The following is a 14807-nucleotide window of genomic DNA, read 5'->3' as shown; positions in this document are numbered from 1 at the left end:
GCAATGCAGGCGTGGCAGCCGCGGGGAATGAGAATGACCTCGCACTGGCTTGCCGTCTTCGGCACCCTGACGCTCGCCGTCGCCTGCTCCCCGACGCAGGAGGTCGCTCAGGAAGGCGCGGAACCGGTGCAGTGTGCGCTGGCGGGCGAAGGCGACTGGTCCGACGCGTGCCGTCTCGAAACCGCGCGCGTGGCGGGCGCAAATATCTACATTATCCGCCATCCCGATGGCAGCTTCCGCCGCCTGTTGCTGCGCGAGGACGGCTTCGTCGCGCTCGACGGTGCCGACGAGGCGCGGAGCGAGGTTCGTGACGGAGGCGTCATCGTTACCGTCGCGGGAGACGCGTACAGTTTTCCGAACCGGGACGCCGCGAATGAGTGACGTCGTCCTCACCGTCGAGCAGATGCGCGCGGCGGAACGCGCGGCGATGGATGCCGGCACGAGCGAATGGGAGCTGATGCAGCGGGCGGGGCAGGGCGCAGCGCGGTGGGTCATGCGCATGGCCGCCGGGCGCGATGTCACCGTGCTGTGCGGGCCGGGCAACAACGGCGGTGACGGCTATGTCATCGCCGACGTCCTCCTGCGGAGCGGTTACGCGGTTCAGGTCATTGCCCCGGTCGAACCGAAGACCGAAACGGCATGCATTGCCCGACAGGGTTTCGGCGGGGTTGTCGAGCAGGATGGCATTCCCGCAGGGCACGTCGTGGTCGACTGCCTGTTCGGCTACGGACTCGCAAGGGAGGTTCGCGTAGACTTTGCGAAGCTGCTTGAGAAAGTAGCTGGAAGTACCTGTTATAAGATTGCAATCGACGTCCCGAGTGCCGTCGAAAGCGATAGCGGGCGCATCCTCGGGCCGCTGCCTGCATACGACCTGACGCTGGCGCTGGGTGCGTGGAAGCGCGCGCATCTGCTGATGCCTGCCATGGCTGCGATGGGTGCGCGTCGACTGGTCGACATCGGGCTCGATCTCGATGGCTCCACAGAGCGACTCTCGCAATGGCCCGCGTTCGCCGCACCGCCTGCCGACAGCCACAAGTATCGCCGCGGCCTGCTAGCCATCCTTGCCGGGACCATGCCGGGCGCGCCGATCCTCGCGGCGGAGGCGGCCATGCATGCCGGGGCAGGCTATGTGAAACTGGTGAGCGAAAACTCGCATCCCGACGCGCCCGCCGATCTGGTGATCGGGAGCGATCTGGCCGGGGTGCTCGACGACAGGCGCATCGCGGCGCTGCTCGTCGGTCCGGGTCTGGGGCGGGATGCCGCCGCGCGCGACAAGCTGTCGGCGGTCCTGGCTACCGGCAAACCGTGCGTCCTCGATGCCGATGCCTTGCACCTGCTTGTGCCAGACATGGTGGCGGGCAAGGACCCTGCCGCGGTCTGCCTAACCCCACATGAGGGCGAGTTGGCACGACTCTGCGAGGCTTTCGGCGTCACGGCGGAAAGCAAGCTTACGCGGGCGCAGGGGCTGCACGACGCCACTGGCCTGACCGTGCTGGCCAAGGGCCCGGACACGATCCTCGTCGGGAGGGACGGCACGCGTTTCTTCCCCGCCGGATCGAGCTGGCTCTCGACCGCCGGAACTGGCGATGTGCTCGCCGGTATCGTGGCGTCACGGCTGGCGGTCCACGGCGATCCGATGCGGGCCTGCGAGGAAGGGGTGTGGCTGCACCTCGAGGCTGCGCGCCTTGCGTCACCGGCTTTCTCGGCCAGCGATCTTGCGCGCGCCGTGAAACCGGCCATGGCGTCGTTCCTGTGAGCAACAAAGAAACCATCCTTCGCATCGCCGCCAAGGGCGATGGCGTCACCGCGTCGGGTCGCCATGTGGCCGGTGCCGTGCCCGGCGACATCGTGCAGGACGATGGCACGATCGAGCGTGGCCCGCATCATGTCACGCCTCCGTGCCGTCATTTCGGTACCTGCGGGGGATGCCAGCTGCAGCAGGCCGACGAGGAGGCGCTGCGGCAATTCGTCACCGATCGGGTTGTCCACGCTGCCGAGGGGCAGGGTATCGTGGTGGGCGCGCTGCTCCCGACGCACCTTTCGCCGCCGAACAGCCGCCGGCGCGCGACCCTGCATGGCCTGCGCACCGCCAGCGGTGCCGTGCTCGGATTCCGTGAAAAAGGCGCGCACCGGATCGTCGACCTGCGCGAGTGCCATATCCTCCGACCCAAACTGTTCGCCCTAATCGCGCCGCTGCGCGCGCTCGTTGCGAAACATGGCGGGCGACAGCCGGTCGATATCGAGCTGACGCTGGCGGACCAGGGCGTCGATTGCGTGCTGAAGGGGATGTCGGCAGATGGCCTTGTCGCTACCGAAGCCCTGCTTGATTTCGCGCGTGATCATGGCCTCGCTCGCCTTTCGCTCGATCAGGGTTACGGGCCCGAGACCGTCTGGGAACCGCAGCCGATCACCGTCATGCTCGGCCCGGTTCCGGTTCCCCTGCCGCACGGCAGCTTCCTCCAGCCCACGCTCGATGGCGAGAATGTGCTGGTGGCCGATGCGCGCGCTGCGCTGACGGGCGCGGCCACCGTAGCCGACCTGTTCTCCGGCCTCGGCACATTCGCCTTCGCGCTTGTCGGACCGAGCAAGTTTCTTGCTGTCGAAGCCGCGCGCGATGCGCATCTGGCTTGCAAGGCGGCGGCGAACCTGCGTGGCCAGTCCGTCCATGCAATGCACCGGGACCTGTTCCGCAATCCCCTGCAAGCCGAAGAAATCGGCCGCTTCGCCGCCATCTTGCTCGATCCTCCGAGGGCCGGGGCGCGCGAACAGGTGGCACAGATCGCAGCCAGCACGGCACAGCGCGTCGCTTACATCAGTTGCAACCCTGCAAGCTGGGCGAAGGATGCGAAGACGCTGGTCGATGCGGGCTTCCGGCTCGAGACGCTGCGTCCGGTCGGGCAGTTCCGCTGGTCGACGCATGTCGAACTCGCCAGCTACTTCGTCCGCTAGACCCGGAGCGCTTCGAGTATCTGCTCGCGCAGCCATGTGCGGGCATGCGCTTCGGCATAGGCATGACCGGCACCCGGGCAGCGGACAATGCGGCTATCCGAACTGTCCCACCGCTCGGCGAAAACCTGCGCCGTCCGGTCGTTCTCGGCCAACAGGATGCGGACGGGGCCGACGAAGCCGGCCAGGCCGCGCTCCATTTCTCCAGCAAGCTTCGAGCGCGGCGGACCACTCGCACTCGCTTGCCGTACGCCTGACGCAAGCTTGCGCAGGTCGACCCCGCCCGTGAGCAACCGCAGAACTTCGCGCGGGTTCTTCAGCTTCTCGACATAGCGCGAGCGCAGCGCGGACGGGGCCTGCACCGCAGCCTCGTGCTCGTCGATTGTCCAAGGATTGCTGAGGACGAGGGCGTCGCAACCCGCACCCTCTGCCAGCATCAGCGCGCTCGCGGCATCGCAATTGCCGAATCCGACGACGCGTTCGACCTGCGGCGCGATGGCACGGAACGCCAGCAGGGCCGAGGCGATATCCTTGCGCGACCTGCGAAATTCGCGGTTCTCGCCCTCGCTGTCGCCGATCCCCCGGCGATCGAAGCGGAATACCGGGAAACCTTTCGCGGCGATTTCAGCGGCAAGGCGCGCCTGTCCGTTAAAGGCACCGGCGCGGATTTCGTTGCCGCCGCTCACGATCAGCAGGCCCGTTGCCCCGGGCGCAGTGTCGAGCGTCGCGCCGCAGCGCTTGCCCTGGCACTCGAAGCTAAGCGGCATGCGGCTCATGCGGACAACCCCGCCAGGATCAGAGCTACAAGCGCGTCGGCCTGCGCCGGATCGACATCGTTTTCCGCCCGCAGCCAGAGTGGCTTTCCGCCGATGTCGGCCTGTTCGATCACCGAATAAGCGGCAGCGGGCTCGAATTGCGCTGTTTCCAGTTCGCCGACAAGCCGGGACCCGAGCTCCCATCCCGTCAGCTCGATACCCTTGGTGCGGCCCTGCTCGAGTAAGCTGTCCACCGTCTCGTCGCGGCCTGCTTCGCGCGCCGCGAGGGTGCGCGCGCGGGCGAGGCTTCTCAGGATCTTGGCCGGTCTGGCAGGCGCATAGAGCCAGCCTGCATGAGCCTCTGGAGCAAGCCAGCTACCCGACCGGATCGCGAAGACATGCGTCGCCCGCACATGGTCGGCTGCTCTGGCCGCCACCTCCTGCCAGCGGGCGAGGCTCTGCTCGCCATGTCGGGCAAGGCTCTCGTTGCACCCGGGCATGTCCGGCAGGAAGCTGTCGATCCCGTTCTGATCCAACCTGCGCATGATTTCAACGAGTTGACGACGAAACTTGTTGGCCTCGTCGAATAGTGGAGCGAGCAGCAATATGCGGGTTGTCCGCCCTTGGTCGAAGCCCAGCATCATCTCCTCGCCCGTTCCGCCATCGGGCGTCGGGCAGGGCCAACTGCTGTACATGCGGAGGGTCAGCCTTCGACCGTTTTCGCTTCGGCGAAGGCGAGCAGGCCGCCATAGGTCTCGAGCATTTCGCCGTCGACATCATCGTCGTCGATCACGATGTCGAGCCGGTCTTCCATTTCGGTCAGCAGGCCGGCGACGGCCATGGAGTCGAGTTCGGGCAGGTGGCCGAACAGGCCGGTATCGCCGTCGAAACCTTCGACCTGCCCGTCATCCAGAGCGAGGACATCGCGCAGGATGGCGCGCAAGGTAGTGTCGATGGCGCTGCGGCTAGGCCCGGTCGGATCGGCACTGGCGGTCTCGGCGGTCATTCGCTTGGTAATCCCCTGCGTACGAAGGCGTTGCCCTTAGCCGCGCGAATTTCGCGGCGCAAGGCGACGGACCAAGGCCTTCGCAATCGGCAACCACGTGGCGGGCCGGCGCCAGTCATAGCAGGTCAGGCGGTAACGCGGGCGCACTGTTTCCATCCAGTCGCGCTTGTAGGCGTCCGACCCCGTGCCGAAATCGACCAATTCGACCTTGTCGACATCGATCGCATGCTCGAACAGCGCGGCGCTCAGCGTGGTCCCGGCAGAAAGCGGCTTGGCGGCCTCGATATGGGCGAGCTTGTGGATGTAGGCGGTGCCATTCTCGACCGTCCAGAACTGTGCCGCGACCGGGCTTCCGTCGGCTCGGGCTATGCCGAGGCGAATGCGGCCGGCTTCCCCCTCGGCGCGGGCGAAGGCATCAAGAACATCTGCCCGTTCTTCCTCGGGCTTCCAGCTCGCTTCGTATATGGAGCGATAATCCGCCCAGGCGGGCTCTTCGAACCGAGTCAGGATTTCGACGTCGACCTTCCTGGCCTTCCGTTTCAAGGTCGTGCGCATTTTTCCGGGGCGATAGGACCAGTATTCCGCGAAGGAGCGGCCTTCCACCCGCAGGACATGGTTTTCATCCGACTGTTCGCGGATGACGATCCAGCCGCCCGCGCGGAACGCTGTTTCTAGCCGCGCTGCGCTGCCGTCTTCATCCGGCACGGGTGCGAGAGTAAGGTGCGCCACCCTGCCGCGCAGGTCGCGGGCGATTTCGGTGAGGATCTCGTCGACCAGATAATCGGTATGGCCCAGCGGGCGCCAGGTGAAGCTGAACCAGTTGGTCAGGCTCGCAAGGCCATCGTTGCCGCGCATCAGGGGCAGGGCGACTGTCCGCTTTGCCGAGCGACCGGTCACGATCAGCGGCTCGCAACCGCCCGTCGCCAGCAGCGCATACCACTCCGCCCTGTCGAACGGTCCGCGTGCAAATTCGGCAAACTCTTGCAGTTTGCTAACCGTCTCGTGATAGCTGACTTCGATCGCCACCCGGAAATTCCCCGCCTTGGAGCATCGATGCCTTATCCCACGCCGTTCCCGCTCGATCAACTGACCGAGAGAGGCGATGCACAGGCTGTTGCCCTGGTGCTGCGCGACCGCACGCTGACCTATGCCGATCTGCGCGCGCGGGTCGGGCTGCTCGCAGGCTGGCTGGCACAGAGGGCGCAGAAGGGCGCGCGGGTCGCCAGCTGGGCCGCAAAGGGCGAACTCACCTGCCTCCTGCCGCTGGCAGCCGCCCGCGCCGGCCTGATCCATGTGCCGATCAATCCGCTGCTGAAGCGGGCGCAGGTCGCGCATATCCTCGGTGACAGCGGTGCTGTCACGCTGGTCGGCACGAAGGCGCGCTTGGCCACACTGGAGGCCGGGGATGTGCCCGAAGGGTGCGAGGTGTTTGACGAAAACGACGTGTTTGCGCTTGCCGATGCGGGGGGTGCCACGCTCGGTCCGTCCACGCAGGACCCGCAGGAACTGGCCGCAATCCTCTACACAAGTGGTTCAACCGGCAAGCCCAAGGGGGTCATGCTCAGCCACGCCAATATGTGGCTCGGGGCGGTCTCCGTCGCTTCCTATCTCGGCATGGCGAGCGACGATGTGACGCTCGCGGTTCTCCCGCTGAGCTTCGACTATGGCCAGAACCAGTTGCTCTCGACCTGGTATGCCGGCGGGGCGGTGGTGCCGCTCGATTACCTGTTCCCGAAGGATGTCGCCAAGGCCTGCGCGAAGCACGGGGTGACGACGCTGGCGGCGGTCCCGCCATTGTGGGTCCAACTGACCGAGACCGAATGGCCGCAGGAGGCGATCGCGAGCATGCGCCGGCTGACCAATTCTGGCGGCGCGCTGACTGTCGAACTCGTGCGAAACTTGCGTACCATGTTCCCGGAAACAAAACTTTTTCCCATGTACGGCCTGACGGAGGCATTCCGTTCGACCTATCTCGATCCCGAACTCGTCGACGCGCATCCGACTTCGATGGGCAAGGCGATTCCCTTCGCGGAGATCCTCGTGATCGATGATGCCGGCGAGGTGGCTGCGCCGGATACGGAGGGCGAACTGGTGCATTGCGGTCCGCTGGTCGCGCAAGGTTATTGGCAAGACCCGGAGCGGACAGCGGAGAGGTTCAAGCCTGCGCCTGTTGCCTCGACCTACCGCGGGACTGCTGTGTGGTCCGGCGACCGGGTCAAGCGCGACGAGGATGGCCTGCTCTATTTCGTCGGGCGGCGCGATGCGATGATCAAGAGTGCGGGCAACCGGATCAGTCCGCAGGAGCTCGAAAGTGCCGCGCTCGCTACAGGCCTGGTGGCCGAGGTTGTAGCGTTGGGCGTGCCCGACGAGCGGCTCGGTCATGCAATCCACCTCGTGGTGCGCGCAGCGAACAACATTGACGATGGGGGACCGGCGCTCGAAAAGGCGCTCAAGAAGGACCTGCCGAATTTCATGCAACCGCACGCGATCCATTGGCGCGACACGCTGCCGCTCAATCCGAATGGAAAGCTGGACCGGACCGCGATTGCCCGCGAGATCGGCGCATGAAGCCCCTCGGTCCCATTCCCGGCGGCTATTCCGCGATAGACGGCGAGCTGGCGATTGCTGGGCGCAAGGTTTCCGAATTGGTCGAAGAAGCCGGGCGCACCCCGCTCTTCGTCTATTCGCGCGCACTGATCGCGCAGCGGTTCGCCGACCTGCGCGCGGCCATGCCTGAGCGTATCAGGATAAATTATGCTATAAAAGCCAACAGTTTCGCGCCTGTTCTTGAGTTTGTGTCTACCCTGGCGGACGGACTCGACATCGCCTCGGGCGGCGAACTGGAAATGGTCAGGGCGACCGGTTTCGACCTGTCACGGGTGAGCTTTGCCGGGCCCGGCAAGCGCGACGAGGAGCTCGAAGCCGCGATTGCCGCCGGCGTGACGCTGAATCTCGAAAGCGCCAACGAGGCCCGCCGGGCGCTCGCCATCGGGGAGCGGACCGGCACCACGCCGCGGCTCGCGATCCGCGTGAACCCCGATTTCGAGCTCAAGGGCTCGGGCATGAAGATGGGCGGCGGGCCCAGGCCCTTCGGCGTCGATGCGACCGAGGTGCCGGCCCTGGCGCGCGAGATTATCGCCGCAGGCTGCGAGTGGCGGGGCTTGCATATCTTCACCGGTAGCCAGGCGCTGTCGGCCGAGGCAGTGATCGACATGCAGGCCAAAGTGCTCGACTGCGCCGACCGCATCGCGCAAGAGGCGGGTGTGGCGCTGCCCAAGCTCAACATGGGCGGCGGTTTCGGCATCCCCTATTTCGCCGGCGACGAACCGCTCGATATCCAGGCGGTGGGCGATGCGCTGGAGGAGCGCTTCCGGCATCTTCCCGACACGCTCGCCGAAGCTGAACTCTTTATCGAACTCGGTCGCTATCTCGTTGGCGAGGCTGGCGTTTACCTGACCCGCATCGTCGACCGGAAGGACAGCTACGGCGAGACCTATCTCGTCACCGATGGCGGCTTGCACCACCAACTCGCCGCGTCGGGCAATTTCGGCACGGTGGTGCGCCGCAACTATCCCGTCGCCATCGCGAGCCGCTTCGATGCGGAGCCGACCCAAGAGGCCAACGTCGTCGGCTGCCTGTGCACCCCGCTCGATCGCCTCGCCGACAAGGCGCAACTGCCGCATGCCGAGGTCGGCGATCTGGTCGCGGTGTTCTGCGCCGGGGCCTATGGCGCCAGCGCCTCGCCCAGCGCATTCCTCGGACAGGGGCCGGCAGCCGAAGTCCTGATTTGAGACACCCCGCGTAAAACAGGGTAAACCCGCGGGAATCCGCCGCATTCCGGGCGCATGGATAACAGTATGTTCACCTTTATCGGGCAATAGATGGCCCAAACCGGGATTGCCGGGCGCATGCCGTGCCTGTCCGTCCCACACGTATGTTCAGGGATACGATCTATGCGCTTCACCCGTACTGCCAGCTTGCTTGCCGGATGTGCCGTCGCCACGCTGGCTCTCGGCGGATGCACCACCACGGGCGAGGAACTGCCGCCGGCGACCTTCGTCGCGCTGCAGGAAGGTCCGGGCGAGGAATATGTGATCGGTCCGCTCGACGAGCTCACCATCCACGTCTGGCGCAACCCCGAACTGGGTGCGGAGAAGATCCAGGTCCGCCCCGACGGTCGCATCACCATCCCGCTGGTCAAGGACATGCCCGCAGTTGGCAAGACTCCCTCGATGCTGGAGGAGGACATCCGCCTGCAGCTGAGCCAGTATATCGAGGACCCGCTGGTCTCGGTGATCGTCAACGAATTCGCGGGCACTTTCAGCCAGCAGGTCCGCATCGTCGGGGCGACCGAACAGCCGGCCTCGCTGCCCTATCGCGCGAACATGACCGTCCTCGACGCCATGATCGCCGTGGGCGGTCTGAGCGAGTTCGCCGCGGGCAATCGCGCCAAGCTGATCCGGTTCGACAAGCAGCTCGGCCGCCAGCGCGAATATGCGCTGCGCCTGACCGACCTGCTCAAGCGCGGTGACAGCAAGGCGAATGTTCTGTTGCAGCCGGGAGATGTGATAATCATCCCGGAAAGCACCTTCTAAGGGGTCTGCGGGGGCATGCAGGAAGTTTTCGACGAGATCCGCGGCGCGCTGCACACGGTGTGGAACCGCCGCTGGCTGGCGCTTGCTGTGGCCTGGGGCGTCTGCATCCTCGGCTGGCTGTTCGTGGCGACGATCCCGAACAGCTACGAAAGCCGCGCGCGTATCTATGTCGAGCTCGACGACGTGCTGTCCAAGCAGCTCGAGATTTCGGGCGAGGGCAGGCAGGCGATCACCAAGGTGCGCCAGACGCTGACCAGCGCGGTCAATCTCGAGAAGGTCGTCCGCGCGACCAAGCTGGGCGAAAACGTCAATACGCAGCGCGAGATGCAGAGCGCGGTGGACGGCCTGACCAAGAATGTCGGTGTGAAGAGCACCGAGGACAACCTCTTCGAACTCACCGCAACCATCGGCGATTCCTCGCTGACCGATGCGGAAAACGCGGCCCTGGCGCAGGACGTCGTGCAGAAGCTGATCGACATCTTCCGCGAGGAGAACGTCTCCGGCAATCGCGGGCAGGTGGCCGATACGCTGGTCTTCCTCGACCAGCAGCTCGACGATCGGAAGAAGGAACTCGAGGCTGCCGAACAGCGCCGCCTCGCCTTCGAAGCGCAGCATCCCGAACTGATCGGCGGTAGCGGCAGCGTCAGCAGCCGCCTCAACACCATGCGGGACGAAATGCGCGGCGTGGATAGCGACATTGCCGCTGCATCTAGCTCGCTTGCCGCGATAGACGGACAGATTTCCAGCACGCCGCGGACCATCGCGACCTTCGGCGCCGAAGGCGGCGCGCGGGGTGCGCTGTCGCAGGCCCAGTCGCAGCTCGCCGCGATGCGGGCCCGCGGCCTCACCGATAGCCACCCGGACATCCAGGCGCAGCAGCGCCAGATCGCCGCGCTGCGCGAACAGGCCGCCCGCGAACCGGCCGGATCGACCGGTGCGCCCAACCCGGCCTATGCCTCGCTCGTCGCAATGCGATCCGAACGGCAAGCGAACTACCAGGCATTGCAGGCCCGCAAGGCGGCGCTGCAATCGGATATCTCGCGCCTGATCGCGAACCAGGCGGAAGAACCCGCCGTGGCCGCCGAGGCCAACCGCATCACCCGCGATTACGAGGTGCTCAAGGAAAAATACGACGAGCTTCTCAACGACCGCGAGGAAATGCGCCTGCGCGGACAGGTCGAGACCGAGCGCAGCGCGTTTCAGTTCGAAGTGATCGATCCGCCTACCGCGCCCACCAAGCCGGCGGCACCGAACCGCCCGCTGCTGCTGGTCGGGGTGCTGCTGGCGGGTTTCGGTGCAGGGGCCGCTATTGCCTTCGTCCTCGGCCAGATGAAGTCCAGCTTCACTACCGCCGACAAGCTCGAGCGGGTGCTCGATATTCCGGTCATCGGGACGATCTCCCGCTCGGTCACGGCAGAGGCGCGGCGGCTCGAGAGAATGCAGCTCAAGAAGTTCTTCGCCGCGAGCGGTGCGCTGGCAGGCATCTGCCTGTTGCTGCTGGTCGTCGAGGTCATCCAGGTCGGATCGGTGGCCTGAGGGGGAAACGTGTCAGTGAACAAGCCCACCAAGATCACGCCCCCGGATAGCGGGACGGAGCCCAAGCGCGGCTCGCTGCTCGAGCGCGCCAGCGGCGCATTCGGGCTCGACAGCCTCAAGCCGGCGGGTGTTCCGCAGGGGCTGGAGAGCGACAAGGCGAAGAAGTTCGCGCCGAAGCGCCGCACCGAAGACGCTGCGCCCGCACAGCCCGCCCAGCCGGCACCGCCCAAGCGCCGGTCGTCCGACTACATCGGCGAAGCGGTCGGCGCGGATGCAGCGAAGCCGGCCATGCCCGCTGCCACTCCGGCCGAACCCGAGACTCCAGCCGTCGCCTTCACCGGGCAGAAGCGCGAAATCGTACGCTCGATGCTGCGCGAACAGGGGCTGATCGACCCCGATGGCGGCGCTTCCACGCTGCTGGAGGAATTCCGCATCGTGAAGCGCCAGTTGCTCGCGGCGGCCAAGGCCGAAGCGAGCGCCCATGCGCGCCGCGTGCTGGTCTGTTCGCCGCATCCCAACGAGGGCAAGACCTTCTGCGCGCTCAACCTCGCGATCGCCATGGCGGCGGAACGTGACATGGAAGTGCTGCTGATCGATGCCGATTTCGGCAAGCCGTCGATCATGGGCAAGCTCGGCCTCGAAGCGGGCAAGGGCTTCATGGACGTGCTCGCCGATCCCTCGGCGCATGTCGAGGACTTCGTCGTCGGGACGGATATCCCGGGCCTCTGGGTGCTCCCGGCAGGCGAACGCACGGGGCGCGACAGCGAATACCTTGCGAGCGAACGGACCTGGGTCGTGCTCAACCGCCTCACGCGCGGCGCGCCCAACCGCTTCCTCATTTTCGACAGCCCGCCGGCCCTTGCCGCAACGCCCGCGGCGGAGCTGGCCAAGCATGTCGGGCAGGCGCTGCTCGTCGCCCGCTCGGACCAGACCGGACGGGCCGCGCTCGAAGATGCGCTGGACCTGCTGTCGGCCTGTCCGGACATCAAGCTCCTCCTCAACGATGCCACCTTCAGCCCGAGCGGCCGCAAGTTCGGCAGCTATTACGGGTATGGGGAGTAAGCCCATGAACAGTCGCAAGAAACTGGCCTGCGCATCGGCGCTCGTGCTTGCAGCCATGCTGCCGCTCGCCGCCCCGCTGCATGCGCAAGATTTTCAGGGCAGTGGATCCGAGGAGGCCGAGGCCGACGGTGCGCCTCGCTCGGGCCGCAGCGTCCGGGTCGATCCCTATATCGAGGCAAATACGATCGCCAACTGGCAGATCTCGCCCGAGAGCGACGTCCTCACCTACACGCAGCTTGCGGCAGGCGTGGATACCTCGATCCAGGGCCGCAACAACGGTCTGGCGGCCTCGGTGCGCTACGAGCGCAATTTCGCGCACCAGTCCGATGGGGCCGATTCCGACAGCCTGTCGGGCATCGTGCGCGGTTATGCCTCGGTGGTGCCCAATGTGCTGACGGTCGAAGCGGGGGCGCTCGCCAACCGCACCAGCGTCGACGGCAGCGGCCGCTCAACGATCGCGCCCTTTGCGGCCGACGACCTGACCACGCAGACCTACTCGGTCTATGCCGGGCCGACCTTGCAGACGCAGGCGGGTCCGGTCGAAGTCTCGGCCAATTATCGCATCGGCTACACGCGCGTCGAAGCGCCGGAGATCGTCACGGCGAGCGGGCAGGCGGTCGATATCTTCGATGACAGCGTCAGCCACAGCGCCAATGTGCGCGCCGGGATCGCACCCGGCTGGGCTGGCCTGCCGGTCGGCGTCGGCGTCGGAGCCGGTTACTATCAGGAAGACGTCTCGAACCTCGACCAGCGCGTGCGCGATGCGTATGTGCGGGGCGATGTGACCGTGCCGGTCTCGCCGACGCTGGCCTTCGTCTTCGGCGCGGGCTTCGAGGATGTCGAGGTATCGAGCCGCGACGCCGTGCGCGACGCCGACGGCAATCCGGTGATCGGTTCGGACGGCCGCTATGTCACCGACGAGACCAGCCCGCGCGTCATCGCCTACGAGGCGGACGGCCTGATCTGGGACGTCGGCGTCATGTGGCGCCCGAGCAGCCGCACGCAGCTGCAGGCGACCTTCGGCCACCGCTATGACAGCGAGACCTTCTACGGCAGCTTCACCTGGACCCCGAGCAGCCGCAGCACCTTCGGCATCGGCGTCTATGATGGCATCCAGGGCTTCGGCGGCCGCCTCAACAATGCGCTCGCCGCGCTGCCGACCGATTTCTCGGTCGTGCGCGATCCGGTCACGGGCGACATCACCGGCTGCGTCAACAGCTTCGACGGGTCGGGCTGCATCGACGGCGTGCTTGGCTCGGTCCGCTCTTCGGTCTTCCGCGGCCGGGGCGTGGCCTTGAGCTACACCCACCAGATGGGCCGCACGGTCGCCGGCATCGGTGCCGGCTACGACCGCCGCCGCTTCATCGGCGCGCCGGGCACGCCGCTCGCGCTGGCCGACGGGATCGTCGACGAGAGCGTCTATGTCTCGGCGAACCTCGCGGGCCCGCTGGGCCGCGGCAACTATTCGCTCAACACCTATGCCAACTGGTTCGAAAGCGGTGCAGGCGCGCTCGGCGACGCCTTCGCGCTCGGCACCTCGGCCTCCTATTCGGAGCAGGTCTGGCGTAACCTCTCGGCGCGCGCCGCGGTTGCCCTGTCCATGCTCGATGCGGAAGCCGCGCCGGACGAGGTGGTTACCGCCTCCGCGCTGCTCGGCCTGCGCTACGATTTCTGATAAGGACGCTTCGATGTACGAGGAATTCTACGGTTTCAGCGAGCGGCCCTTCCAGCTCACCCCCGACCCGGCGTTCTATTTCGAAAGCCTCACGCACAAGAAGGCGCTGAGCTATCTCGGCTACGGCCTGAACCAGGGCGAGGGCTTCGTCGTCATCACCGGCGAGGTGGGCGCGGGCAAGTCGACGCTGGTCGCGCACCTCAAGGAAAAGCTCGACGGCGAGCGTATGACTGTGGGCGAAGTCGTCACCAGCGCGCTCGACGGCGAGGAGATGATCCACGTGGCCGCGCGCAGCTTCGGTCTCGATGTAGATGGCGGCGACAAGGCGGCGGCACTGGCCGCGATCGAGCTGTTCCTGCACGAGGAAGCCCGCAACGGCCGCCGCGTGCTGCTGATAGTCGACGAGGCGCAAAATCTCTCGATCGGCGCGCTCGAAGAGCTGCGGATGCTGTCGAACTTCCAGCTCGGCTCGCACCCACTGCTGCAGACGCTCCTGCTCGGCCAGCCCGAATTCAAGCACCTGCTCGCGCAGTCGGACGAGCTCGAACAGCTACGCCAGCGCGTGATCGCGGCGCACCATCTCGAGCCGATGCAGCCGGGCGAGATCGAACCTTATGTGATTCACCGCCTGGCCCATGTCGGCTGGGACCATAATCCCGAGATCGGCGCGGGTGTGTGGGTCAAGCTGCACAAGGCGACCGGCGGTATCCCGCGCAAGGTCAACCAGGTGATGACCCGCCTGCTGCTGATGGGTGCGGTAGAGGAACAGGCGGTGCTCGAAGCCGACATGCTCGAAGCCGTGCTCGAGGAGATGGCTGGCGACGCCTCGCCGGAGCAGGCCGAGACCAAGGTCGCCCGGCCGCGTCCGGATCGCGATCTTCCGGCGGCCGACGCGATCGCCAAGGCGGCGCAGGCCGCCGCCGCGCCCCAACCGGTGTCGCAGGAACGCGTACGCGGCCTGCTCGATATGCAGATCAACGCCATCGAGAAGGCCTTTGCCGAGCGCGACAAGCATATGGCGGCGCTGCGCCGCGAGGTCGAGAAGCTGTCGAAGACACGGGCCGAAGCCGGTGGCAGCTTGCCCGCCGATGCCGACCAGCGCCTTTCGGCCATCGAGCGTCGTCTCGACGAACAGGAGCAGTCGCTGCGCCACGTTCTGACCATGATGATCGACTATTTCGAAAGCCAGGCCACCCGCGCGGCAGCCTGACATCGCGGGGGAGGGCCGGTGA

At 66.4% G+C, this 14807-nt stretch carries 14 protein-coding genes; 10 read left to right on the top strand and 4 right to left on the bottom strand.

Annotated features, from left to right (window positions below; genetic code table 11):
* Positions 1-27 precede the first annotated feature (27 nt).
* From K3172_RS10240 to K3172_RS10230, 3 genes are read left to right on the top strand one after another with little or no spacing between them, the layout of a single operon-like run.
* Positions 28-381 carry a hypothetical protein gene (locus K3172_RS10240; RefSeq protein WP_221589718.1) on the top strand — a complete coding sequence of 118 codons (354 nt, stop codon included), beginning with the start codon at positions 28-30 and terminating at the stop codon, positions 379-381.
* Positions 374-1756: an NAD(P)H-hydrate dehydratase gene (locus K3172_RS10235; protein WP_221589716.1), complete on the top strand. Its 1383-nt coding sequence runs from the start codon at positions 374-376 to the stop codon at positions 1754-1756. Before K3172_RS10240 ends, K3172_RS10235 begins: the two co-directional genes overlap by 8 nt.
* Positions 1753-2949, top strand: coding sequence for a class I SAM-dependent RNA methyltransferase (locus K3172_RS10230; protein ID WP_221589714.1), 1197 nt, complete (start codon positions 1753-1755; stop codon positions 2947-2949). Before K3172_RS10235 ends, K3172_RS10230 begins: the two co-directional genes overlap by 4 nt.
* Here K3172_RS10230 and K3172_RS10225 read toward each other — a convergent pair.
* Genes K3172_RS10225 through K3172_RS10210 form a run of 4 tightly spaced genes read right to left on the bottom strand, consistent with a single transcriptional unit; the run spans position 2946 to position 5733 of the window.
* Entirely contained in the window at positions 2946-3722 is a 777-nt protein-coding gene (locus tag K3172_RS10225; protein WP_221589712.1) for a hydrolase 1, exosortase A system-associated, read from the bottom strand. The genes K3172_RS10230 and K3172_RS10225 overlap by 4 nt on opposite strands.
* Positions 3719-4345, bottom strand: a complete 627-nt coding sequence (locus K3172_RS10220) for an alpha/beta hydrolase family protein (RefSeq protein WP_247718132.1) — start codon at positions 4343-4345, stop codon at positions 3719-3721. Before K3172_RS10220 ends, K3172_RS10225 begins: the two co-directional genes overlap by 4 nt.
* Before the next feature lie 59 nt (positions 4346-4404).
* Positions 4405-4707 carry a phosphopantetheine-binding protein gene (locus K3172_RS10215; RefSeq protein ID WP_221589708.1) on the bottom strand — a complete coding sequence of 101 codons (303 nt, stop codon included), beginning with the start codon at positions 4705-4707 and terminating at the stop codon, positions 4405-4407.
* A gap of 36 nt (positions 4708-4743) precedes the next feature.
* Entirely contained in the window at positions 4744-5733 is a 990-nt protein-coding gene (locus K3172_RS10210) for a GNAT family N-acetyltransferase (protein WP_345725640.1), read from the bottom strand.
* A gap of 27 nt (positions 5734-5760) precedes the next feature.
* On the opposite strand from K3172_RS10210, the gene K3172_RS10205 reads away from it, so the two are divergent.
* The 7 genes from K3172_RS10205 (at position 5761) to K3172_RS10175 (ending at position 14785) form a co-directional block, all read left to right on the top strand.
* Complete coding sequence (locus K3172_RS10205) at positions 5761-7275, top strand: acyl-CoA ligase (AMP-forming), exosortase A system-associated (RefSeq protein WP_221589706.1); 1515 nt, start codon at positions 5761-5763, stop codon at positions 7273-7275.
* Entirely contained in the window at positions 7272-8498 is a 1227-nt protein-coding gene (locus K3172_RS10200) for a pyridoxal-dependent decarboxylase, exosortase A system-associated (protein ID WP_221589704.1), read from the top strand. Before K3172_RS10205 ends, K3172_RS10200 begins: the two co-directional genes overlap by 4 nt.
* Positions 8499-8660: 162 nt before the next feature.
* Positions 8661-9302 carry an XrtA/PEP-CTERM system exopolysaccharide export protein gene (locus K3172_RS10195; protein WP_221589702.1) on the top strand — a complete coding sequence of 214 codons (642 nt, stop codon included), beginning with the start codon at positions 8661-8663 and terminating at the stop codon, positions 9300-9302.
* Positions 9303-9317: 15 nt separating this feature from the next.
* Positions 9318-10838: an XrtA system polysaccharide chain length determinant gene (locus K3172_RS10190; RefSeq protein WP_221589700.1), complete on the top strand. Its 1521-nt coding sequence runs from the start codon at positions 9318-9320 to the stop codon at positions 10836-10838.
* A 15-nt stretch (positions 10839-10853) separates the two neighbouring features.
* A complete protein-coding gene (locus K3172_RS10185) occupies positions 10854-11900 on the top strand; it encodes a P-loop NTPase family protein (RefSeq protein ID WP_345725639.1) in 1047 nt (348 codons plus the stop codon).
* Between the two features lie 4 nt (positions 11901-11904).
* Positions 11905-13575: a preprotein translocase subunit YajC gene (locus K3172_RS10180; RefSeq protein WP_221589696.1), complete on the top strand. Its 1671-nt coding sequence runs from the start codon at positions 11905-11907 to the stop codon at positions 13573-13575.
* A gap of 13 nt (positions 13576-13588) precedes the next feature.
* Positions 13589-14785 (top strand): XrtA/PEP-CTERM system-associated ATPase, encoded by a 1197-nt coding sequence (locus K3172_RS10175; protein WP_221589694.1) that lies wholly within the window; start codon positions 13589-13591, stop codon positions 14783-14785.
* Positions 14786-14807 lie beyond the last annotated feature (22 nt).

Source organism: Qipengyuania proteolytica, from assembly GCF_019711565.1.
GTDB classification, from domain to species: domain Bacteria; phylum Pseudomonadota; class Alphaproteobacteria; order Sphingomonadales; family Sphingomonadaceae; genus Qipengyuania; species Qipengyuania proteolytica.
The sequence above is the reverse complement of the archived record's forward strand: the minus strand, read 5'-3'. Positions and strand labels throughout refer to the sequence as shown.